General features: G+C 71.9%; 19 protein-coding genes. 13 read left to right on the top strand and 6 right to left on the bottom strand.

What is annotated here, in order from left to right; genetic code table 11:
- Positions 1 to 100 precede the first annotated feature (100 nt).
- A complete protein-coding gene (locus ABZ434_RS31290) occupies positions 101 to 271 on the bottom strand; it encodes a hypothetical protein (protein ID WP_356318651.1) in 171 nt (56 codons plus the stop codon).
- Between the two features lie 162 nt (positions 272 to 433).
- Here ABZ434_RS31290 and ABZ434_RS31285 point away from each other — a divergent pair, with 162 nt between their 5' ends.
- From ABZ434_RS31285 to ABZ434_RS31270, 4 genes are all read left to right on the top strand, one after another.
- Positions 434 to 874, top strand: a complete 441-nt coding sequence (locus ABZ434_RS31285) for an ATP-binding protein (RefSeq protein WP_359143712.1) — start codon at positions 434 to 436, stop codon at positions 872 to 874.
- Positions 875 to 1306: 432 nt separating this feature from the next.
- Complete coding sequence (locus tag ABZ434_RS31280; protein WP_359143709.1) at positions 1307 to 1873, top strand: LemA family protein; 567 nt, start codon at positions 1307 to 1309, stop codon at positions 1871 to 1873.
- Positions 1870 to 3444: a hypothetical protein gene (locus ABZ434_RS31275; protein WP_359143706.1), complete on the top strand. Its 1575-nt coding sequence runs from the start codon at positions 1870 to 1872 to the stop codon at positions 3442 to 3444. Before ABZ434_RS31280 ends, ABZ434_RS31275 begins: the two co-directional genes overlap by 4 nt.
- Before the next feature lie 169 nt (positions 3445 to 3613).
- Positions 3614 to 5845 carry a serine/threonine-protein kinase gene (locus tag ABZ434_RS31270; RefSeq protein WP_359143703.1) on the top strand — a complete coding sequence of 744 codons (2232 nt, stop codon included), beginning with the start codon at positions 3614 to 3616 and terminating at the stop codon, positions 5843 to 5845.
- A 142-nt stretch (positions 5846 to 5987) separates the two neighbouring features.
- On the opposite strand, the gene ABZ434_RS31265 is transcribed toward ABZ434_RS31270, so the two are convergent.
- A complete protein-coding gene (locus ABZ434_RS31265; protein ID WP_359143700.1) occupies positions 5988 to 6275 on the bottom strand; it encodes a hypothetical protein in 288 nt (95 codons plus the stop codon).
- A gap of 256 nt (positions 6276 to 6531) precedes the next feature.
- Between ABZ434_RS31265 and ABZ434_RS31260 the strand changes: the two genes are divergently transcribed.
- Positions 6532 to 6885 (top strand): VOC family protein, encoded by a 354-nt coding sequence (locus tag ABZ434_RS31260; protein WP_359143697.1) that lies wholly within the window; start codon positions 6532 to 6534, stop codon positions 6883 to 6885.
- Positions 6886 to 7051: 166 nt separating this feature from the next.
- Here ABZ434_RS31260 and ABZ434_RS31255 read toward each other — a convergent pair whose 3' ends face one another.
- The 3 genes from ABZ434_RS31255 to ABZ434_RS31245 all read right to left on the bottom strand — a co-directional run bounded on the left by ABZ434_RS31255 (position 7052) and on the right by ABZ434_RS31245 (position 11173).
- Positions 7052 to 8614 (bottom strand): mucoidy inhibitor MuiA family protein, encoded by a 1563-nt coding sequence (locus tag ABZ434_RS31255; RefSeq protein WP_359143694.1) that lies wholly within the window; start codon positions 8612 to 8614, stop codon positions 7052 to 7054.
- An 8-nt stretch (positions 8615 to 8622) separates the two neighbouring features.
- A complete protein-coding gene (locus ABZ434_RS31250; RefSeq protein ID WP_359143691.1) occupies positions 8623 to 10689 on the bottom strand; it encodes a DUF4139 domain-containing protein in 2067 nt (688 codons plus the stop codon).
- A gap of 67 nt (positions 10690 to 10756) precedes the next feature.
- The gene (locus ABZ434_RS31245; RefSeq protein WP_359143688.1) at positions 10757 to 11173 is read right to left on the bottom strand and encodes a Fur family transcriptional regulator; all 417 of its coding nucleotides are present in this window, start codon (positions 11171 to 11173) and stop codon (positions 10757 to 10759) included.
- A gap of 238 nt (positions 11174 to 11411) precedes the next feature.
- Between ABZ434_RS31245 and katG the strand changes: the two genes are divergently transcribed.
- Both katG and ABZ434_RS31235 read left to right on the top strand, forming a co-directional pair.
- Positions 11412 to 13643: a catalase/peroxidase HPI gene (gene katG, locus ABZ434_RS31240; protein ID WP_359143685.1), complete on the top strand. Its 2232-nt coding sequence runs from the start codon at positions 11412 to 11414 to the stop codon at positions 13641 to 13643.
- Positions 13644 to 13846: 203 nt separating this feature from the next.
- Entirely contained in the window at positions 13847 to 14401 is a 555-nt protein-coding gene (locus tag ABZ434_RS31235) for an FABP family protein (RefSeq protein WP_359143682.1), read from the top strand.
- 52 nt (positions 14402 to 14453) lie between these two features.
- Here ABZ434_RS31235 and ABZ434_RS31230 read toward each other — a convergent pair whose 3' ends face one another.
- Positions 14454 to 16664: an AAA family ATPase gene (locus tag ABZ434_RS31230; RefSeq protein WP_359143727.1), complete on the bottom strand. Its 2211-nt coding sequence runs from the start codon at positions 16662 to 16664 to the stop codon at positions 14454 to 14456.
- Between the two features lie 580 nt (positions 16665 to 17244).
- Here ABZ434_RS31230 and ABZ434_RS31225 point away from each other — a divergent pair.
- The 6 genes from ABZ434_RS31225 (at position 17245) to ABZ434_RS31200 (ending at position 22687) form a co-directional block, all read left to right on the top strand.
- Complete coding sequence (locus ABZ434_RS31225) at positions 17245 to 17649, top strand: VOC family protein (RefSeq protein WP_359143679.1); 405 nt, start codon at positions 17245 to 17247, stop codon at positions 17647 to 17649.
- 164 nt (positions 17650 to 17813) lie between these two features.
- On the top strand, positions 17814 to 18383 hold the full coding sequence (locus ABZ434_RS31220) for a PadR family transcriptional regulator (RefSeq protein ID WP_359143676.1): 570 nt from the start codon (positions 17814 to 17816) through the stop codon (positions 18381 to 18383).
- On the top strand, positions 18370 to 19152 hold the full coding sequence (locus tag ABZ434_RS31215) for an SGNH/GDSL hydrolase family protein (protein ID WP_359143673.1): 783 nt from the start codon (positions 18370 to 18372) through the stop codon (positions 19150 to 19152). Before ABZ434_RS31220 ends, ABZ434_RS31215 begins: the two co-directional genes overlap by 14 nt.
- Before the next feature lie 216 nt (positions 19153 to 19368).
- A complete protein-coding gene (locus ABZ434_RS31210) occupies positions 19369 to 19872 on the top strand; it encodes a hypothetical protein (protein ID WP_359143670.1) in 504 nt (167 codons plus the stop codon).
- Complete coding sequence (locus ABZ434_RS31205; protein WP_359143667.1) at positions 19842 to 21260, top strand: hypothetical protein; 1419 nt, start codon at positions 19842 to 19844, stop codon at positions 21258 to 21260. Before ABZ434_RS31210 ends, ABZ434_RS31205 begins: the two co-directional genes overlap by 31 nt.
- A complete protein-coding gene (locus ABZ434_RS31200; RefSeq protein WP_359143664.1) occupies positions 21257 to 22687 on the top strand; it encodes a VWA domain-containing protein in 1431 nt (476 codons plus the stop codon). The genes ABZ434_RS31205 and ABZ434_RS31200 overlap by 4 nt, the downstream gene beginning before the upstream one ends.
- Position 22688 lies beyond the last annotated feature (1 nt).

The raw sequence follows: 22688 nt of genomic DNA, 5'->3' as shown, positions 1-22688 counted from the left end.
AGCCTTGGCCCCGAAGCGCTTCGGGGCCAAGGCTGTTCCGCGCGGTGCGGGAAGGGAGTTCGATGAGCGTCCCGCCCCCGCCGGGTCTCCGTCGGCGCCGTCAGCGTCTGCGGGAGGGGCGGCCGGCTCCGATTCCCGCGACGTGCAGGGCAAGAAGTGTCAGGCCCAGGAGCATGACGTTCACGGAGGAGAAGACGTCGTTGGTCGTGATGTCTGCTGCGTTGATCAGGAACGCGATACCGAACAGGACGGCCGCGGCTATGCCGAGCATGGGGTGCTCCTCTCGAAGGGGTGAGGTACGTGTGCCCTGACATCCCGGGAACAGACCTCGCGCTGTGGTTTCACGGCGCTGCGGTCCGGGGGACGGGTCGCCGGGGTGTGCTTCGAAGGCGGGGGTAGGCGGGGGTGAGGAGATCCGAGTGAGGGAGGAGCGATGGTGAAGGACACGTCGTTGCGCGCGATGGGATGGGCGCAGTCGTTTCCGGTGTCGCAGGGAGTGCGGGCCGGCCGTCGGTGGACGCGGGAGCACCTGGCGTCCCTCGGCTGGACCAGGGACGCCCCCGAGACGGTGGACGCGATACTGCTCAGTGTCTCCGAGCTGATCACCAATGCGCACGTGCACGCCCACAGCGACGCCCAGCTGGTTCTGACCTGGGACAGCCACTGCCTGCACGTGAGCGTCCATGACTCCGACCCCCTGCCCCCCGCCAAGCAGTCGGAAGACCTCACGACGACCGGGGGACGCGGACTGGCCATCGTCGACGCCCTTGCCGACGCCTGGACCACACATCTGCAGGCGTCGGGCAAGACCGTCACCGCCTGCTTCGTTCCACCGGGTGAGCCGAAACCTCGACACGACGGGGTCGTCGGCTGAGGCTCGGCCGGAAGTGGCCCGAAGCGGGCGGAGGGCGGAGGAAGGCGACCCCACTCCGGCCGGGGCAGGGCGGCGTCCGGGCCCCTCTCTCGCGGGTCTCCTGTCGTGCCGCGCAGGGCGGAATGAGCACGGGGGAGATCTCGGGGGCCCGAAACCCGGGACGGGCCGGGACCACGGGAACGACTCCCGTGGTCCCGGCCCGGGACATGGGACGCCTCCGCGAGCGGCTCGACCACGACCGTCACATGGCAATCGCGCCCCGTCGCAGACGGCATCCCTACCGCTCGGCGGTGAATTCGCTCCGGATCGGCGCGGCAGGAACCCGGAATTCCGCGGCCGGGCGCCCCCGGCCGTGCGGGCCTTGACGGCCGGAATATGATCACGTCGATCGGCCAGGGGGGTCGGATCTTTTAGGCCTCTGGGGGCGACGCCATGGGTGTCATCGTGGGCGGGATCGTTGCGGTATCGGTGGTCGTGGTCGTGTGGTGGGTCGTCAGGACCTACAACCGCCTCGTCCGGCTGAGGAATCAGACGCAGGCTTCGTGGGCACAGATCGACGTGCAGTTGAAGCGGCGGCATGAGCTGATACCGAACCTCGTCGAGGGGGCGCGCGGCTACGCAGCTCACGAGCGCGGCACATTCGAAGCGGTCACCGCCGCGCGAGGGGAGGCCCTGAGCGGCGGCCTCGGCATCACGGAGCGGGCGGCCGCCGAGGACGCGCTCACCGCGACGCTGGGGAGGCTGTTCGCGCTCGGTGAGAACTATCCGGACCTCAAAGCGGATCAGCACTTCAGTACGGTGCAGGCCGAGTTGAGGTCGGCGGAGGACAAGATCGCGTACGCGCGGCAGTTCTACAACAGCGCCGTGCAGAGCTACCACACCGCTCTGGAGAGCTTCCCCGGGAACCTCGTGGCAGGGCTGGGCGGAGCGCACGGGCGGCGGGAGTACTTCGAGGCCGCCGGTGCGGCGCAGGACGCGGTCCAGGTGAGATTCGCGTGACACTCACCGAACAGCTCTACTGGGGCGGCGCCGGCCTGATCGTGCTCTGGCTCGTCGCCTTCGGGTGCGCACTGGTCGCCACCCGCAACGGCGTGGTCACGCCCGGGCCGGCGACCCAGGAACTCGGGGACGATCCTGAGCCGCCGGCCCTCGTCAGCCTCCTCGGCAACAACTGGCGCGGCGTGGAGCATGCTGCCGCGGCGACCCTGCTGGATCTCGCGGCCCGCGGTCTCGTCGAGCTGCGGCAGCCGGGCGACGACCCGGCCCGCAGCAGCGTTCACGTCACCGAGGCCGGCCGGACGGTGCCGGCGCTGATGCCGTACGAGCAACGGGTGCTGGACCGCGTCGCCGCCCGCGCGACCAACGGCGGCGCGCCCATCGGGGCCATCGCCTTCCGTGACGTCAAGCGCGCTGCCGCCTGGAACGCGGAGCTGCGCCGGGAGATCATCGCCGAGGCCCGGCTGCGCGGACTGTCCCGTTTCCGGTTCGCGCGCTGGCTCGGCAGCGCCCTGCTCATCGGTGCCTTCGTGCCCGGCGCGCTGTTCGCCGTGGCCGCGGTCGTGGGAGGGCACAACGTGCGCGGCGCGCTCGCCGCCGGTCTGGCCCCGGCGCTCGTGCTGATGTTCCTGCTCGGCAAGTCGCTGGGAGAGCGCGCCACACCGCAGGGCCTGGAACGCGCCGGGCACTGGGCCGGACTGCGAGCCTGGCTGACCGCGCACGAGGACTTCGCCCGCCTGCCGCCCGCAGCCGTGACGGTGTGGGACCGCTATCTCGCGTACGGGACCGCGCTCGGCGTCACCAGCCTGACCAGCCGGCTCCTCGGCTTCGACTCCGGCGACCGACGACGCGTCTGGTCCGCGTACGGAGGGGCCTGGCGCCCGGTACGGATCCGCTACCCGCGGCTGCGCCCCGGGTTCGGCGACTCGACGAGGCGGCTCCTGCATTTCGCGTCCGGCGCGGGCGTGGTCGCGGTGGGCCTCTGTGCCTTCGCGGTGCTGCGGCAGCCGGACTGGGCGGTCGCGGCCGACGCGCACGGCGACGGCTCGTTCCGCCAGGCCGGACTGGTGCTGAGCGCCGGCTGGGTGGGCAGCGTGCTGCTCGGGCTCGTGGTCGCCGGCAAGTTCAGCCGCTGGACGCTGCTCCTGGCGTTCCTTGCGATGATGCCCGGCAACTTCGCGCGGGACAGCGACGGCTGGTTCGTCGATGCGGCGGCCCATGACGGGCCCCTGCTCGTCGAATCGGCCGCGATCGTCATCTTCGGCGCGCTGGCGGCGTACTTCCTGGTACTCGCGTGTCTGGAGCGCCGGGAGCCCGACACGATCACCGGTGAAGTGCTGCGGATGGAGTCGCGCAAGGGCAAGGGGGCGGCCCGTTTCCTGGTCCTGGACGAGGGAAACACGGACCTGACCACCGCCTGGGCCCTGCCCGCGGCCTCCCAGGGCATCGCCACCGGCGCCCAGGTGCGGCTGAGGGTCTCGCGAGCCACGCGCACCATCCGCTCCGCGGAGCTGGTGAGGGCCGCGATGCCGGAGGGCGACCGGGCGAAGGCCGCCAAGCAGGAGGCCCCGTAAGGGAGAAGCAGCTTCGGCGCACCTCCGCGGCGAGGAGCGGAGGCAGCGCCGGGCTCCTTCTTCGTCACCCGCTTTGCTCCGCCGCACCGCCCTGCGACTAGTTTGTGTGCAGGACAGGTACGCCAACCCGTGGTGGCTGAAAAGCACGGGGGACAGGAGGACGGCAAGAGTGTCGCTGCGCGGAGGTGATCCAGCCGAGATCGGCGGCTATCCGCTCGAGGCCCGGCTCGGTTCGGGCGGCATGGGCACGGTCTTTCTGGCCCGTACGAGTTCGGGGCGGCCTGTTGCGATCAAGCTGATCCACCAGCAGTTCGCGGGGGACGAGGAGTTCCGCATCCGCTTCCGGCAGGAGGTGGCAGCGGCGAGGCGGGTGAGCGGCGCGTTCACCGCCGCCGTGGTCGACGCCGCCCCCGAGGCCGAGCAGCCGTGGATGGCCACGACCTACATCGAGGGTCACACGCTCGCCCAGCGCATCGCGGCGGACGGCCCGCTGAACGGAGGGGAGCTGAGGAGGCTCGCCATCGGGCTTGCGGAGGCGCTGCGCGACATCCACCGGGTGGGGGTCGTCCACCGCGATCTGAAGCCCTCGAACGTCGTGCTCTCGCCCGAGGGCCCACGCGTCATCGACTTCGGTATCTCGCGCGCCGTCGACCAGCAGACGCTGACGATGACAGGGCGGGTCATCGGTACGCCGCCCTTCATGTCGCCGGAACAGCTGCAGGCGCCGCGCGGGGTGGGACCGCGGTCCGACGTCTTCTCGCTGGGGACGCTGCTGGTGTACGCGGCGACGGGGCACGGACCCTTCGATGCGGACAGCCCGTACATGACCGCGTATCAGGTGGTGCACGAGGAACCGTCGCTGGACGCCGTCCCGGTGGGGCTGCGCGCCGTCGTCGAGCCGTGCCTGGACAAGGAACCCGAGGGGCGTCCCTCGGCGGACGAACTCCTCGTGCTGCTGCGGGACCTGCCGGCCGACCTCGGCGGGACCGGGACGGACGGGGCCGGCGCCCATCGCACCCGCGACATGGACACCCAGCACCACTTCGCGACGCGGCCCACCCCGGTGCCGACCTCCCCGGCCGGTTCCGGCGCGGGGAGCACCGGCACTCCGATCGGGCGACGTCTGCGCAACCGATGGCGGCCCGCGCTCGCGGCGGCGGTCGCCGTGGCAGCGATCGGCGGCGGAGCCGCCGCGCTGAAGGTGGGCGACTCCGAGGGAAACGGCGGTGGCGACAAGGGTGACAGCGTGGCGGCACCTGCCGCCGCGCTTCCGGACGGCTTCTCACCATGGCGCACGACCGTGCAGCCCGGTGGCGAGAACATTCCCGACGAGTTGCGCTGCGTCGCGCGCGGCGAAGCGCTGTTCTGCGGGGGCGGCGGTGTTGTCGCGACTCGCATCAGGCCCGCGGACGGCTCGCGGATGTGGACGGCGAAGAGCCCCGGGGTCCCCGTACAGGGCATGCACCTGGTCGGCGCCACGGACGACACGGTGCTCGGCTACCGATTCGCCGCCCAGGACGCCCCGCAGGACCCCTCCAGTGAGGTGGTGGCCGTCGACGCGGACACTGGCCGAGAGCTGTGGTCCGTCCCGTCGGGCGCCCAGTCGACGGCCGTCACGGGCCGGACCCAGGACGCCGTCGTGATCGGCTCCGCCGTCGTGACGGTCGACGCTTCCAACTCCCGCTTCGAGGCCCGGGACGCCCACGGCGGCGAGGCCACCTGGACGACGTCGTTCCCCGCGGGTACGCGGTGTGCTCCCGTGCCGGCGGGCCCGCAGCTCGTCGCGATGTGCGCGACGGACGCCGAGATCAATGCCTCCGAGGTGCGCCACCCCTCCCTGTACACGGTCGACCGCGCATCGGGGGCGCTGGGCAGCCCCATCGCGCTCGACGGCCCCGCCGTGCCGATGGGCGTCGCCGACGGGAGGCTCGTACTGCTCCAGGAGCACAGGGAGGCCACGGCGCTGACCGGCTACGACGGGGTGGTCCGGGTCGACCCGGCCTCGCGGAAAGTCACGTACTCCCGGCTGGCCGCGACATACGCGGGGACGCCCGGCATGGCGGACGGCACCGTCTACGTGAGCGGGCAGACCGGTCGCGTCACGGCGCTCGACCCCGCGACCGGCCGGAAGAAGTGGTCCCGGCAGACCGGCGTGGAAGGTGCGTCGGGCCCCGCGGCGGGAGCCGGCGCGGTGTACTTCAGCTCGGCCACCGGCCGGGTGGTCGCACTGTCGCCGAACGACGGAACGCCTCTGTGGACCACGGACCCCCGGGCCGAGGGTCTGACGGGCGAGCAGGGCGCGAGCCCGCGCGTCACCGTCGCGGGGCGTGCCGTGATCGTGGCCGCGGCCAGGAACACCCTCTTCGCCTTCGACGGGCAGAAGCCGCCGAAGGCGGGCTGACCCGGCGGCGCCGGGCCTTCATCGACCGATCCGGCGCGGTCCTCGGTACGGTGATGACCCGTCAGGGTCCCTCCGTGCCTCCCGCGCTGTCGTACAGGCCCCGGATGGCCTGCGCCGGCGAGCAGGAGGAGCCGGACCGATCTCACCCGAGCCCGCGATGGGCGGCCCACAACGCCGCGGCGCGGTCGGCAGCGTCGGCGATCAGGGCCGCCAGTTCGGGGTCGTCGGGCACGGGGAAGGACACGTATGCACCCCGTCCGCCGGCGACCGGCCGGCCGTACGCCTTCGCGGCCAGGCGGCCGTCCGGCAGGAGCCGGATGTTGAGTGTGGTCAGCGTGAACGCCTCACCGCGTCGAGTGTCCGTCCACCGGAGCGCCTGCGGGATCGCGACGTTGACGGCCAGAGCGGTTACTTCCAGGTCGCTGCTCATGGATGGATGATCGCACGCGGATTTCCGCGCGCGGCCGAGGGCGGTTCCTCGGCCCGCACGGCCGCTCCGGGCAATTTCCCGGCCTGGCCGGGCCCCCTCCCCCCCCACTTCTCCGCGTCCGAAGACGTGACGAGCCGGACAGCCCTTAGGCTTCGAGGGCCAGTTGGAGCCGTGCGCCGCGGATCGCCCCTTCGTTCGTCGCACCTGGCCGTGCCGCCCGCGGCTCTTCACCCGACCACTCTGGAGTGCTGACGAGATGACGAACCGCTGGGCCGGAGTGACGGTCGACTGCGTCGACGTGGAACGAGTGGCGAGCTTCTGGAGCGCGCTGCTGGACCGCCCGCAGGGGCCGTCCGAGCCGGGCTGGATCTACCTCGGCCACCGCGACGACCCGCAGCCCCGCCTCGTCTTCCAGCCGGTGGCCGAGCCGCAGCAGGGAAAGGTCCGCCTCCACCTCGATGTAGCGGTCGACGACATCGAGCAGGGCATGGCCCAAGCGGTAGGCCTCGGCGGCAGGTTCACCGGTGAACGGCACGAATACGACGAGGGAGTGGTCGTCGTCATGGCCGATCCCGAAGGGCACGAGTTCTGTATGGCTCAGTACTACTGACCCCTGCCGCCGCGCGGTCCGGTGGAGGCCGGCCGCACTCCGGTCCGATCGTCGGCCTCCGGCAATCATCGGGCGCGCGGGGGAGGGGCCGCAGGGGGCACACAGGCGGCCCCGGCGGATGAGGTCCGACAGCGCTCCGTCCGAGTCCGCGCCGGCTCCCTGGATGTCAGAGGCCGGTGACCTTGCCGCTCGCCGACAGCTCGTACACCAGCGTGACCGTCCGACGGCCGCCCGGCGGGAGGCTGACGTCCCAACGGGCGATGCCCTCGGCATCGACCACGTCCGGCGCAGGGGAGCACGCATCGTTGTGCAGGCGTACGTCCACCGCCGAGACCTCGGAGACGGGGATGCGTTCCCGGACGGCGACCACCCGGTCGCCGTGCTCGCCGGGGGCGGAGAACCGGGACAGGTGCAGCCGGACCGTGCGAGTGACCACGGTCCGCTGGGTGATCCCCGCGGTGTCACGGGACTCCTCCGCGGTCCTGAGCACCCTGTAGTCGTCGCAACTGCCGAAGGCCAGCTCGACGGGGGAGCCGGGGGCGGTGAAGTCCAGCGTGCCGCGGCCGCTGAATCCGCTCCCGAGGATGAGGTCCACGGGCCCGGCGAGCAGCGCGTGGCCGGACCGGTTGTCGAACCGTACGACCCGGGTGACCAGGGGCGACAACTCCGGCGAACACGCGTACTCGCTCGGTGCGGCCGCGGTGAAGGCCGACAGCCGTACCCGGTGGGCCGCGCCGTCACCTGGGACCGAGACCGGCACGGGTGATCTCAGCACCCGTGCCTCACCGCCGTCGTCCACCCCGGGGAGGCCGAGCACCGTCGCCGGTCCGAGGGTTTTGATCTCCTCCTCGCGCAGTTCGACCTCGACCGTGCGGCGCTCCGCGGCGGAGCGGTCCTTGAGCGTCAGCCGGTCCTCGTCCAGTCGAGGCGGATCGGTGGCGTGTGCCGAACGCGCCGTCGACAAGGTCAGCCGTACACCGGACCAGTCCTCACCGGTGCGCTGCCAGACCATCGCGTCGGTCTCCAGAGTCAGGTCGTCCCCGACGAGCACCGCCCGGTAGGCGGGGCGCCACAGTGCGCACGGGGTGAGGTGGCTCAGACGCAGCCCGACGGGCCCGGCGGCGGCGCTCCTCACGGTCAGCTCGATGTGGCCGACCAGTTCGGCCGGTTCGTCCTCCGACAGGTGCAACGCCCGCTGCACCTCCGAGAGTTCGGCAGCGAGGACGGCCAGCCGGGCCTGCACGGTCCGGAGTTGCTCGGCGTGTATGTCGCGCTCGGTATCCACCCGGTCCAGCTCCCGGGTCCAGCGGGCCCCTTCCGTCTCCCCGGACCCCGCGCCTTCGCCGATGTCCCGCAGCAGATCCGTCGCGAGGCGCCCGAGCAGGTCGAGGCGGGCCTTCAGCCGGTCCCGCCGCTGCCCCAGGGTCCGCTGCTCCTGTTCGAGGGTGTGCACGCGGTGGCGCAGCGCGGAGTCGTCGTCCGTGGGCGGCGAAGGCTCGCGCGGCGTCCAGCTGCGGACGATCCGCACGTCGAGCACGGTCGCGGAGTGATCGGACGTCAGCTCGGCATGGAGCGTTCGGTCGACGGCCAGCGCACTGACCGGCCCGAGACGCAGCCGCTGGACCCCGGCCTCGAGGTCGAGCACGACGGAGCGCTCGATGTGGGCGCGGTCCTCCAGACACGTGACGGCGGTGACGGGGAGGGCGATCGGCTTCGGGGCCGTGGACATGAGGTGTGTCAGCTCCTGCGGTTTCCGCCGGCCAGGGCCTTGACGGTCGGGATACGGATCTCGTAATCGCCGTCGAGAACGGCAGTGGCGCCTGCGGGCAGGTCCAGTCGCCAGACGCGGGTACCTGGCGCATGTGTGTCGGGCGCCCCGCCCTCCTCGGGTACCGTCCAGTCGGCCCGCTCCTCGATCCTGACATCCGGCTCGGAGGTGACCGGCACCCGCTCGCGGACCTCCACGGTGACCGGACGTGACAGCCGGTTGGCCAGCTCCACGTGGACGCGGTGGTCGAGCACGGTGGTGTTGCCGCGCAGGCCCGAGGTCGACTCGTGCAGATTCGTGCGGCGCGTCACCCGGATTCCCTCGGCCGGCCCGAGCCCCACCCGGCTCACACCACCGGGCGCCAGCGTGGGCAGAGCGGCGGTCAGCAGGAACTCGTCGTCGACGCACACCTCCACCGGGCCGGCCAGCAGTGCCTGCTCGGTGGAGTTGGAGAGCACCAGCGTGCCGTACACGGTCTGCTCCACGGACGGCACGCAGAGGTACTCGGTGCGCAGGCCGACCGGGATCTCGCCGACGGTGACGGTGTGCCAGGTGCCGTCCGACGGGACATCGGCACGTGCGGCGGCGTCGAAACGGTGGTCGAACGAACCCGCCGACTCGCGGGGGCGCACGGCCTGTCCGGGCAGCGGCAGGGCTGCCACCGCCTCGGCGCGGCGCCGGTACTCGGCGGCCACCGGGTCGAAGGGGGAGCCGGGGAAGAGCAGACCCCGGCGACCAGCCTGCTCCTCGGGACCGCACAGCGTGAGGGCGGCGTAGTCCAGCTCGGCGCCGCTCGGCTGGGGCGGACCCGCTGCCGGCAGCGGAGGCGGCGGCGCGGCCGTGCCGGGTGCCGGGGGCGCCATGGCTGCCGGGGCATCGGTGAAGGACCTGCCACCGGTACGTGCCCGGGTGCGCTGGGCCCCGGCCGGGGGCGCGGGTGCGGGCATCCCCGCGCCGTACGTCTCCGGGGGAGCGCCGCCCGGCGCCGGCGGACCACCGTAACTCTGCGGCGCCGGCGGCGGGGGCGGTGACGGCAGGGCGTCGGACGCGTAGTCGTCCACGGAGCCCAGCCACAGGCCGGCGGCGACGGGCCCGGTCGTCCTGACCGGCGCAGGGCCTGCCGCGTCGTATCCGGAGAACAGGCCGAGGAGCCCGGCCGGGGGTTCGCGCCAGCCGGAAGGTGCGGGGGCGGGCTGGCTGCGTCCGATCCGGACCGAGCGGAGCCTCGGCAGATCGGTACGGCGCCGCAGGTCGGCGGTGGCCAGCGCGATGCGTACGCCGGTCCAGTCCTCGCCGGTCCGCTGGGCGACCGAGGCCCGCAGCATCAGCTTCCCGCTGTCGTCTCCCTGACGGTGGGTGAGACGGTACGCAGGCACCCAGACAGCGCCCGGTACCCCGTACTCCAATTCCACCTCGGCCTCGCCCGCGTCGGTGGCGCCGTCGAGGGTCAGGACCGCGCAGACCGAGGTCTCCACGTGCGCTGACGGCGCGTCGGTGGACTCGCGCTCCAGCCTGTCCGTGGCGACCGTGAGGTCGTGCTCGACGCCGCGCAGCGCCTCCTCAAGCTCGACCAGGCGGTCGTGCAGACCCGTCAGCCGCTCGTCGACGAAGTCGGCGAGCTCCAGCCACGCGTCGGCGGGGGTGCGCCGGTGCGGGTCGTCGCGCTTGCGGGCGGGCGGAACCGGGTGGAGAGCCCTGACCTCCTCGATCACGCTCAGCTGCCGGTCCCGGCGCCCCCGCGCCGCGGCGCATGCGTCGCTCAGGCGCTCGTACTCGCGCCGCAGCGATTCCGGGGCGTCCGGGGCGAGCAGCTCGGCCTCGACCTCCACCCGGGCCTCGGTGACCCGTACCCCGGAGGCTCCCAGGACCCGGGCCCGCAGCGAGCCGGGGTCCAGGGAGCGGGGCAGCCCCGTCACCCGCACCCGGCCGTCGGGGGGCACCGAGCCCCGGGCCAGACGAGTGCAGAGCGCGCCCTGCGCGTACACCACCACGGAGTCGAGGGCCGACCCCCACCTCGGTACCGACTCAGCCGTCATGTGCTCCGCCCCCGCCGCGTTCATGGTGGGTGAAGCCTACGCCGGAGCGGTCGGCCGTACGCGTCGATCAGGCGGGTCCGCAGTCCGGGCACAGACCGCGGTAGGTCACCTCTGCCTCGGAGACGGTGAAGCCGAAGCGTTCGGACTCCGGCAGCTCGGCGAGCAGGTCGCCGGAGGGGTGGACGTCCCGGATGGCACCGCAGCCGGAGCAGACCAGGTGCTGGTGGGGGTGGTGGGCGTTCGGGTCGTACCGCTTGGCGCGGCCGTCGGTGGCCACCTCGATCACCTCGCCGAGCGAGACGAGTTCGCCGAGGGTGTTGTAGACGGTGGCGCGGGATATCTCCGGCAGCCGGGAAGTGGCGCGCGCGAGGACCTCGTCCGCGGTGAAGTGGACGTGATCGCCGGCGAGTACCTCGGCCACCACCCGGCGTTGAGCTGTCATCCGCCAGCCACGTGCGCGAAGCCGTTGCAGCAGGTCACTCATGCCCACCAGCCTAACTGTGCGTTGTCCGACGAATGGATCCGTACACGCCTGTCGTTCGTATTGACTTGGACTATGTCCATCGTAGGATCAGTTCCGGTCGACAGCCAAGGGACAGGACAGCAGTGCGGAAAAGTACGTGACTTCAGGAGAAGGGGCCGCTCGCCCCTGCATCCGGACCCGGCCTTCCCACTGTCCGAGTTCCTCAGCACCGTGATCCGCCCCGTCCGGAAGGATTTCCATGACTGAGAACCACGACGCGATCGTCACCGACCCGAAGGCAGAGGAAGCCGGCGGCTGCCCGGTCGCACACGGTCGCGCGCCGCACCCGACCCAGGGCGGCGGAAACCGCCAGTGGTGGCCGGAGCGGCTCAACCTGAAGATCCTCGCCAAGAACCCCGCCGTGGCCAATCCTCTCGGTGAGGACTTCGACTACGCCGAGGCGTTCAAGAGCCTCGACCTCCCGGCGGTGAAGCGCGACATCGCCGAGGTGCTGACGACGTCGCAGGACTGGTGGCCCGCCGACTTCGGCAACTACGGCCCGTTCATGGTCCGGATGGCCTGGCACAGTGCCGGCACGTACCGGATCAGCGACGGGCGCGGAGGTGCGGGAGCCGGGCAGCAGCGTTTCGCGCCGCTCAACAGCTGGCCGGACAACGCGAGCCTCGACAAGGCCCGCCGACTGCTGTGGCCGGTCAAGAAGAAGTACGGCAAGAACCTCTCCTGGGCCGACCTCATCGTCCTCACCGGCAACGTCGCCCTGGAGACGATGGGTCTGGAGACCTTCGGCTTCGGCGGCGGCCGCGCGGACGTGTGGGAGCCCGACGAGGACGTCTACTGGGGTCCCGAGACCACCTGGCTGGGCGACGAGCGCTACACCGGGGACCGGGAGCTCGAGAACCCTCTCGGCGCGGTGCAGATGGGCCTCATCTACGTCAACCCCGAAGGACCCAACGGCACTCCGGACCCGCTCGCCGCGGCCCGCGACATCCGTGAGACGTTCCGCCGCATGGCCATGAACGACGAGGAGACGGTGGCCCTGATCGCGGGCGGTCACACCTTCGGCAAGACCCACGGCGCGGGCCCGGCGGACAGCGTGGGCGACGACCCCGAGGCCGCGTCGATCGAGCAGCAGGGCCTCGGCTGGCGCAGCACGTACGGCACGGGCAAGGGCGCCGACACGATCACCAGCGGCCTGGAAGGCATCTGGACCGACACCCCGACCGCATGGGACAACAGCTTCTTCGACATCCTGTTCGGCTACGAGTGGGAGCTGTTCAAGAGCCCCGCGGGCGCCCACCAGTGGCGGCCGAAGGACGGCGCCGGCGCGGGTACGGTCCCCGACGCGCACGACCCGTCCAAGACCCACGCGCCGACGATGCTGACGACCGACCTCTCGCTCCGGCTGGACCCGGCCTACGAGGAGATCTCGCGCCGCTTCCACCAGAACCCCGACCAGTTCGCCGACGCGTTCGCCCGCGCGTGGTTCAAGCTGACCCACCGCGACATGGGCCCGGTCGTGCGCTACCTCGGCCCTGAGGTCCCGGCGGAGACCCTGGTGTGGCAGGACCCGCTGCCCGCCCGGACGCACGAGCTGGTCGACGCGGGAGACATCGCCTCCCTCAAGGAGCGGATCCTCGCCTCGGACCTGTCCGTCTCCGAACTCGTCTCCACGGCCTGGGCGTCCGCCTCGTCCTTCCGCGGCAGTGACAAGCGCGGCGGTGCCAACGGCGCGCGCATCCGCCTCGAACCGCAGAACGGCTGGGAGGTGAACGACCCGGACCGCCTCGCGACGGTGCTGCGCGCCCTCCAGGAGATCCAGGAGTCCTTCAACTCCGCCCAGTCCGGCGGGAAGCAGGTCTCGCTCGCCGACCTCATCGTGCTCGCCGGCGCCGCAGCCGTCGAGCGGGCCGCAGGGAACGCCGGCTTCGCCGTCGAGGTCCCCTTCACGCCGGGCCGCGTGGACGCGACGCAGGAGCAGACGGACGTGGAGTCGTTCGTGGAGCTGGAGCCGTCCGCCGACGGTTTCCGCAACTACCTCGGCAAGGGAAGCAGGCTGCCCGCCGAGTACCTGCTGCTCGACCGGGCGAACCTCCTGACCCTCAGCGCCCCCGAACTGACGGTCCTCGTCGGTGGTCTGCGGGTCCTGGGCGCCAACTACCGGCAGTCGCCGCTCGGTGTTCTCACCGATACCCCCGGGTCGCTGACCAACGACTTCTTCGTCAACCTGCTCGACATGGGCACGACGTGGAAGGCCACGTCGGACGACGCGAGCACGTTCGAGGGCCGCGACACCGCCACGGGCGAGGTCCGGTGGACGGGAAGCCGCGCCGACCTCGTATTCGGCTCGAACTCCGAACTGCGCGCGGTGGCCGAGGTCTACGCGAGCGACGACGCGAAGGAGAAGTTCGTGAAGGACTTCGTCGCCGCGTGGGACAAGGTCATGAACCTGGACCGGTTCGACCTCGTCTGAGCAGGACGTCCGGGCCGGCCCTCCGAGGGCCGGCCCGGGCTGAAGGACCGGTCCGGCCGACGGCCGACGGCCCCGCCCCCCGGCGGTGGTCCGCCGGATCGCACGGCACTCTCCGGGTGCTGCGGGCCGCGCCCTGCCCGGGCACCTGCGGGACAGCCCTTAGGCTGCCCATCGGTACCGGCCCCGATCCAGGAGAGCGCCTCATGTCCGACCCTGCCCGCACACACCCGTACCCGGACGCCCTCCGGCCGGACCGAGCGCCCGCGCCGCACCCGCTGCTGGAGCCGCTGCTCGGATTCCTGGGCAACTGGGCCGGCCGGGGCCGTGGCGGATATCCGACGCTCTCCGAAGAGTTCGTGTACGCGCAGGAGGTCACCTTCAGCCATGACGGGAGGCCGTTCCTCCACTACGAGGCGCGCGCCTGGCTGCTGGACGCCGACGGCGGACCGCTGCGGCCGGCAGCGCGGGAGAGCGGCTGGTGGCGGATGCAGCCGGACGGCCGGGTGGAGGCGCTGATCACCCAGCCCACCGGCATCGCGGAGATCCTTACCGGCCGGGCGGACGGCGGCGCGCTCGACCTCACCACCCACCAGGTCGCGGTCACCCCCACGGCCAAGGACGTCGAGGCCAGCCGCCGTCGGTACACGCTGGCGGACGATGACACACTCGACTTCGTGCACGACCTCGCGGCAGTCGGTCACCGGCTGCGGCACCACCTCACGGCGCAGCTCCGGCGTGAGCCCCGGAGCCAGGCGTAGGGCTGGGACCCGGAACCAGGTCCAGGGCTGCCCGCCCGTGCGGCGGACGGGCTCAGCGCAACGCCTCCGGGAGCTCCGCCCGGTGGATGATGCCGAGACGCTGCGTGGCCCGGGTGAGCGCCACGTACAGATCACTGGTCCCGAACAGGGCGGGCTCCACGACCAGCACATGGTCGAACTCCAGCCCCTTCGCCTGCCGCGGGTCGAGCAGCACCACCGGGTGGGTGAGGTCCGGCTCGGCGCCGGCCGTGACTCCGGCCAGGGGAGCACTGATCTCCTCGTGGAGCGCCCGCGGAGCGATCACCGCGAGGCGCCCCTCTCCGGGCGTCAGCTCCAGGACAGCCCGGGCCACCGCACCCGCCAGGTCGTCACCGGACTTCCGCAGCCACGGCGCCTCACCCGTCGACCGCACCGAGGCGGGCGGCTCGAACGAAGGGTCATGGGCGCGCAGCACCCTGGCCGCCAGCTCCATGATCTCGGCGGGCGTACGGTAGTTGACCTTCAGCACGACGTGTTCGAAGCGGTCACCGACGTAGGGTCCCAGGATCTTCTCCCACGAGCCGACGCCGGCCTCCTCCGAGGTCTGCGCGGGGTCGCCGACCAGCGTCATCGAGCGGGTCGGCGAGCGGCGCATCAGCAGCCTCCACGCCATCGGCGACAGCTCCTGCGCCTCGTCGACGATGATGTGCCCGAACGCCCAGGTGCGGTCGGCGGCGGCGCGCTCGGCCGCACTGCGGTGATCTGCTTCCTCCTGCCGCTCCGCCATCCGCTCCGCATCGATGATGTCGTGGGCGGCCAGCACCTCGGACTCCTCGTCCTCGAACTCGAAGGACTCCGACCCCTGCGACAGTTCCAGCACGCCCTGTGCGTAGGCGATCCGCTCCTGGCGCTCGGCTTCCTCGGCCGCCCGCGCGGCGCTGTCGTCCACCCCGAGAATCTCCGCCGCCTCGTCGAGCAGCGGAACGTCGGCAGGGGTCCACCGCGCACGGCCGGGCGCGCGCCGGATCGCCTCGGCCGCATCGGAGGGCAGGTGGACGGGGTCGGCCAGGTAGTCGGCGAGGAACCCCTCAGGGGTGAGCGGTGGCCACAGTTCGTCGATGGCGCTGTGCACCGCAGGGCTGACGGCGACCGCCTTGCCGAGCTGGGCGATGTCGTCGGGGCCCAGGAAGTTGGGCCCGCCGTACGGGTCGGCCCCGATGCGCTCCGTGAGCTGCTCGGTGAGGGCGTCGATGATCCGGAACGCGAAGTGCGGGCGGGCGAGGTTGTGGGGCAGCAGGGTGTCGCGGGCCGCCTGCCGGGCCTCGTAGGCGATCTCCCAGTCCAGGATCAGGTCCCCGTCGTCGTGCGCGATGACCAGGGCCGCACCGGGCTCGGGCAGCACCTGCCGGTCACGCACGGCCATGGCGAGTGCCTCAGCCATCGGCTCACCGCCCTTGACGGTGGCGGCACGGGGGGTGTCCGTGCCGTCGGCGTGCACACCGGGGAAGAGCTCGGCCTGGGTGGCGAGCAGTACTCCGGTCTCGCCGAGTGCGGGCAGCACCTCGGCGATGTAGCTCAGGAAGGCCGGGTTGGGGCCCACGATCAGGACGGCACGCTTGGCGAGCAGCTCACGGTGCTCGTACAGCAGGAACGCAGCGCGGTGCAGCGCCACCGCCGTCTTGCCGGTGCCGGGGCCGCCCTCGACGACGAGTACGCCTCGGTGCGGGGCACGGATGATGCGGTCCTGCTCCGCCTGGATGGTCTGCACGATGTCGCCCATGCGCCCGGTGCGCGCGGAGTTCACGGCGGCGAGCAGCACGGTGTCGCCGCTCGGGTCCTCGAACCCGGTGCGCTGCCGGTCCCCGACGTCGAGGATCTCGTCGTGCAGCTCGGTGACGGTGCGCCCCTCGGTGGTGATGTGCCTGCGCCGGCGCAACCCCATGGGTGTGTGACCGGTGGCGAGATAGAACGGGCGGGCGACCGGGGCCCGCCAGTCGATCAGCAAGGGGGTGTGCGCGGTGTCGTCCTCGCGGATTCCGATGCGGCCGATATGGTGCGCGGCCCCGTCGGAGAGATCGACCCGGCCGAAACACAGAGAGCCGTCCACCGCGTTCAGGGCGGCCAGCAGCCCCGAGCGTTCGGAGACGAGGACATCGCGCTCGAGACGGGCCTGAAGCCCGGTCCCGACCGGCGTCAGCGCCTCCTCGACGTGCTGAGCCGCGACTCCGCGCAGTGTGTCGACACGGTCGTAGAGCCGGTCGATGAATTCCTGCTCCTTCTGCAATTCGGCGCTTTCCCGAGTTGACAACATTGCTCCCTGGCGGATATGGTGTTTCTTAGTGGCCCCCCGTGTGGGGCCTTTTCTGTGAACGCACAGAAACACTCAATATACTCGGGAAAATCCCCGGTCCGCAATTGCGGACCGGGGATTTCTTGTACCAGCGGTCGCATGGGCCGGGCCGCGGTGCGAACCGGAGCGGGTGCGGGCCCGGCCGGCCGGCGCGGCCACGCCCCGAGCATGTCCGAAAGCCGTGCCACGTACGCGCGGGGGTGCGTCGCGTCCCTGCTGCGCCCGCCGGGAAGCACGCGCGGCTTCCCGGCCCGTCGGTGCGGCCCGTGCTCTGCAGGCACCTCACGCCCGAGTGGGTGGTGCCGCTCGAGGCCGTGAGGCCGACGTGCTGCGCACGGCGACGGCCGCCGGGTGGGAACGGGCCCGCACGTCGGTCGAAGTGCCGCCGTCGGAAGGGCGTTGCTCGACACCCGGGCGACGGCGCTCGTATGATCGCGGGGCGGACATCGCGTGCCGGTCACCGGCTGGGTGAGGCATGGAGGCGTCCGGGAGGTGCCTTCGGAGGCATTCCACCTTGTCTGTCGAGCTGAATCACACGATCATCCACGCCCGGTCCAACCGGGAATCCGCCGAGTTCCTGGCTCATCTTCTGGATCTCGAAACAGGCGCGGAGTGGGGCCCCTTCATCCCGGTCCCGCTCACCAACGGCGTGACGCTGGACTTCGCCACCGTTCCGGCCGCATCGATCACCCCGCAGCACTACGCCTTCCTTGTCGGCGACACCGAGTTCGACGTCGCGCTGGAGCGCATCCGGGAAGCCGGAATCACCTACTACGCCGATCCGCGCCTCGAGAAGCCGGGCGAGATCAATCACCATCACGGTGGCCGCGGGCTGTACTTCCTGGACCCCGCCGGGCACGGCATGGAAATCATCACGCGCCCGTACGGAAGCCACGAAGTGACACCTGCGGCGCAGTAGCCTCCTCCACCCTGTGTCCTCGCGCTGCCATGGCCCGGCCGCTCATCGAGCGGCCGGGCCATGGCACTATGTACTCAAAGAGTTGAGTAGTCATATCCTTGAGTACGATGCATCGTGGACCATGCCACCGGACGGACCGGTGAGGAGAGGAAGGGGCTGCCTCGATGGCCTTGCGACATGCCGTGCTTGCGGCGCTGCTGGACGGCGAGTACAGCGGCTATCAACTGGCGAAGGCGTTCGACGTCGGCGTCGCGAACTTCTGGCACGCCCTGCCCCAGCAGCTGTACACCGAGCTGGCCAGGCTGGAGAAGGAAGGGCTGATCGAGGGCCGTCAGGTCGTTCAGGAGACCCGGCCCAACAAACGCGTCTTCCAGGTCACCGACGCCGGCCGCGACGAACTGGAGAAGTTCGCCGCGACCCCCTCCAAACCGTCGTTCATCCGCGACGACCTGCTCGTCAAGGTGCAGTCCGCCGACCGTATCGGCACCGCACAGGTCATCGAACAGCTCGATGAGCGGGTGGCCGCAGCGGAGGCGAAGATCGCACTGCTGAACGACCTGTTGCGGCAGATGCGCGCAGACGCGGACGAGGAGGAGTTCCTCCGCCACGGTGAACGGATCGGGCCGTACCTGACGTGCCTGCGTGGCGTGGCCTTCGAACAGGGCCACCGGGACTGGTGCCTGCGGATCGCGGCAGTGCTGCGGGAGAGGCAGGCCTCTCATGCAGAGCGGTGAATACCTGCGCTACGTCGCGCTGGGTGACAGCCAGACCGAAGGGGTCGGCGACGGGGACGACACCGTCGGTCTGCGAGGCTGGGCCGACCGGCTCGCCGAGCACCTCACCGCCGTGAACCCCGGTCTTCAGTACGCCAATCTGGCCGTGCGGGGACGGGTCGCCGGTCAGGTCCGCGCCGAGCAACTGGGGCCGGCGCTGGCTCTGCGCCCCGACCTGGCCACCGTCGTCGCCGGGGTCAACGATCTGCTGCGGCCGCGCGTCGACGTCACGGAGGTGGCCGGGCAGCTGGAGGAGATGTTCGCGGCGCTCACTGCCGCAGGGGCTCAGGTGGCCACCCTGACCATCCCGGATGTGGGGAAGATCGCGCCCCTCGCCCGGCCTGTCAGGGCCCGGGTATCGGAGCTCAACGTGCTCATACGCGCCGCAGCGGCCCGCCACGGGGTCGCGGTGGCCGAGATCGCCCATCACCCCGTCGCCACCGACCCTCGCCTGTGGAGCATCGACCGGCTCCACGCCAGCCCGCTCGGCCACGCGCGGATCGCCGCAGCCGTCGCCCACGCCATCGGGCTGCCCCGGAGCGACGACACCTGGACGCATCCGCTGCCACTCCAAGTGCTCCCCACCGGCTGGCAGTCCGCCGGAGCCGAACTGCGCTGGGCGGCCGCATTCCTCGGCCCCTGGCTCGGTCGCCGCCTGCGCGGCCGGTCCTCCGGAGACGGACGCACCGCCAAGCGCCCGGACCTGCTGCCCCTGGGCGCCGGAATGTGACGGCCCCGCGCCCGTGGCCACGGGCGGGACGGAAGCGGCGCATCCGCCGCTCGGCATGCCGCACCGCACGGAAGGGGCGGCCGGATGCCGCTGCGGTGGCCCGTGCACCCCGCACCGAGTACGTGGACGACCGGCGTTGTCAGTGGTCGCACGTAGGTTCAGTGGTGTTCCGCCGTTGTGGCGCGGACGCCCCCTCGGTGCATAGGAGATGGTGCTTTGTCGGACTGGGAGAGGTCGAGCACGGCACGGGTGACAGCACCCGCGCGGCCACGCAAACTGGCCAAGGTCCCGTTCGTCGAGCTGGCCGGCGGGCGCCTGCAGGGTGTGGTGTCGAGCGGTTCGGACATCGGGCGGGTGTACGTCTCGTCGGTCGCGGCAGGCTCGTACGCGTTCGCCTGCAGCACCAACAACAACAGGCCGTGCGGCGGCGCTCGGGGTTCCTTCTGCAAGCACATCGGGGCCCTGATCAACGAGGCGGTGCTGCAGTACGGCGCCGAGCGTGTCGCCCGCTACCTGAAGGCGGAGACCGCAGACGGGGAGCCGAGCGCGCCCTCGATCGAAGCCGCCATGAGAGCCGGCCGCCCCTCGCAGGCGGACACGAAGGACGCCGCCCCCGTCTTCAGCCGGTTCCTGCGCCACCTGGCGTATCTGGAACTCGAGCCGAGCACGGCCACGTTGCCCGAGATGCAATGGTTCCCGCCGACCAGGACGGTGGCCTGATGCGCAGCGATCTGCTCCTCGAAGCCATCCCCGGCCTGGACGAGGCGCTGCTGGCCGTCGACGCCTTCGACCAGGCACTCGTCGACGGACTCCTTCGTCCCCGGCCCGACCGGGCCGCGGGCCTGGCCGAGTTCGCCCACGCCGTCGCGGGCACGCCGCTGGCCGCGAGGGTGTCCGAGGCGGCCGGCAGGGCCGCCGACGGATCCGCGGGTGAGGACGACTTCGTCGCCCTTGCCGCCGCCCGCACCGCGCTGCTCGGCTCCGTCCACGACGCGCTGATGAGCCGCGTTGCGGAAGCGACCGGAAGGCCGCGCGGCGTGGCCGAGGCATCTGCACCCGAGAACCGGCCCGCGGCGAACCTGCTCACGGCCGCCCGCTCCTGGCTCTCCGACCTGGCGCGCGCGGGTTGGCGGGGAATGGACCACGACGTCGTCGCGGGTGCGACGCCCGTCGTGTCCGCGATGCTCCCGGACCCCGCACTGCGCCGCCTGGCGACCCTGCTCGACGGTTTCGCGGCCGAACTCGCCGCGTCCTGCCCGGGCGCCGCCATGGAACGGATCCCGGCGCGCCGCTGGGCCGACCTCTGGACACGGGCGGTGCTGCTGACGCTGCCCGGCGCCGCCGGCACGCCCGCGACGGACACGGTCACCGGCCGGCTCCTGCCCCTCGGCGTCGACCTGCACGAACATGCCACCGCCGTGCAGGCGCAGGTGCACGCGGTGTTCGAGCCCGCCGACGGCACGGCACCCCGCCTGGTGCGGGCCGCAATAGCGGTGCCGAAGCCCGACACGGTGGTCGGAGCCGGCCTCTGGCAGCTGCTCCGCCCGCACATGTCCCTCCTGGCGGCCGTCGGCGAAGGCCGCTCGATGGACCTGACCGCCATGCCGGTCACCCGTGAGGGCGACCTGATCTGGAGCGACGCACACGCGCGTCCGGGTGGAAGCGCCGACGCGTTCGTCACGGCCAGGGTCGCCCTGCCCGCCGCCACCGACGCGGTCACGGCGCCACTGGACCGCCACCCGGCACGCATCGCCGTGCCCGTGTTCCTGGAGGGATACACCGTGCACCAGGGCGAAAACGCGCCCACCTTCACCGTGGCCGGCCATCCGCTGCCGGTCGACACCGACCGCATCCCGGCCGCCGGACCGCTCACGCCCGAAGCCGTCACCGCGTCCGGTGCGTGCATCGCGCTGCTCCGCTGGGACGCGGGCAGCTACCGCCTCCAGCCCCTGGCCGTCGAGACGACCGTACGGAGGAAGGCCGTCGCGCTGCACGCGGGCGGCTGGGCAGGCGGCACGAGTGACAAGGCCGGCGTCAGGGCCGAGAAGGCCGCCACCGACGCCGTGGCCGTACTGAGGGAGCGCGCGGGAAGGCTGCTGCGGAAATGACGGAGCACATGACGGACCTGCCGGAGCCGTCCGTACCCGACCCGGCCACCTCTGTGCGCACCCCCGAGGCCGACCCGCACGAGAACCGCCGCCAGGTGCTGTACTGGCGCCTCCTCGCCCGGCTCTTCGACCCCGAGGAGCAGCCCGCGCTGGAGTCGGCGAGCCTCGCCGTCGTCGAGGACCTCCGGCTGCCGCCCGCTCTGCTGGACCCGCAGGCCTCCGTCGACTCGGTAGTGCAGCGCCACCCGGAGCTGGCCGGCGAGTTCGACGGCCTGATGACCCCCGGGCCCGACGACGAAGGCGTACGGGACCGGGCCGCAGAGGTGCGAAGGGCGGCGCTGGTCTCGAAGGTGCTCCTCAACGTCTTCGCCTCCGGCCCCGGGACGGTCACCGCCGGACAGCTGGCGCGCTGGCAGTCCGACGCGGGATGGCTGGAGCGCGCCCTCGGCTGCGCGCCCGGCGAACTGCGGGGAGCCCGCACCGGGGGAGGCGGCTCAGGGGCCGGTGCCCCTCCCGGCCTCGCCCGGCTGATTCCGGCGATCGGGCCGGAGCTCGGCGCCCTCGAAGCCGATCTCGTCCGGCGGATGCACCTGCGCGAGGTGCTGGCCGACCCCGCCCTCGCGGCGCAGCTCACCCCCAGCATGTCGCTCATCGAGCAACTGCTGCGGGACAAGAACAACCTCTCCGGACTCGCCCTGGCCAACGCCAAGGCCCTGATCCGCCGCTTCGTCGACGAGGTGGCCGAAGTGCTGCGCACCCAGGTGGCCAAGTCCACGGTGGGCACCGTGGACCGCTCCGTCCCGCCCAAGCGGGTGTTCCGCAACCTCGACCTCGACCGCACGATCTGGAAGAACCTCACCAACTGGAGCCCGGAGGAGGAGCGGTTGTACGTCGACCGTCTCTACTACCGGCACACCGCGCGAAGGACGACCCCCCAGCGGCTCATCGTCGTCGTGGACCAGTCGGGCTCGATGGTCGACTCCATGGTGAACTGCACCATCCTGGCGTCGGTGTTCGCCGGACTTCCGAAAGTGGACGTCCATCTGATCGCGTACGACACCCAGGCACTCGATCTCACCCCCTGGGTGCACGACCCCTTCGAGACCCTGCTGCGCACCAAGCTCGGCGGGGGCAACGACGGTCCGGTCGCGATGGCGATGGCCCGTCCGAAGATCACCGATCCGCAGGACACGGTGATGGTGTGGATCTCGGACTTCTACGAGTTCGGCCGCTCCCAGCCGCTCTTCGAGGGCATCGAGGCCGTCCACCGCTCCGGAGTGAAGTTCATCCCCGTCGGCTCGGTCACCAGCTCCGGCCGCCAGGAGGTCAACCCCTGGTTCCGTGAACGCTTCAAGGCCCTCGGCACGCCGGTGCTCTCCGGCCACATCAGCAAGCTCGTCCACGAGCTCAAGACGTTCCTCGCCTAGA

The sequence above is a fragment of the Streptomyces sp. NPDC005761 genome, from assembly GCF_040630635.1.
In the GTDB taxonomy this organism is placed as follows: Bacteria; Actinomycetota; Actinomycetes; order Streptomycetales; family Streptomycetaceae; genus Streptomyces.
The sequence above is the reverse complement of the archived record's forward strand: the minus strand, read 5'-3'. Positions and strand labels throughout refer to the sequence as shown.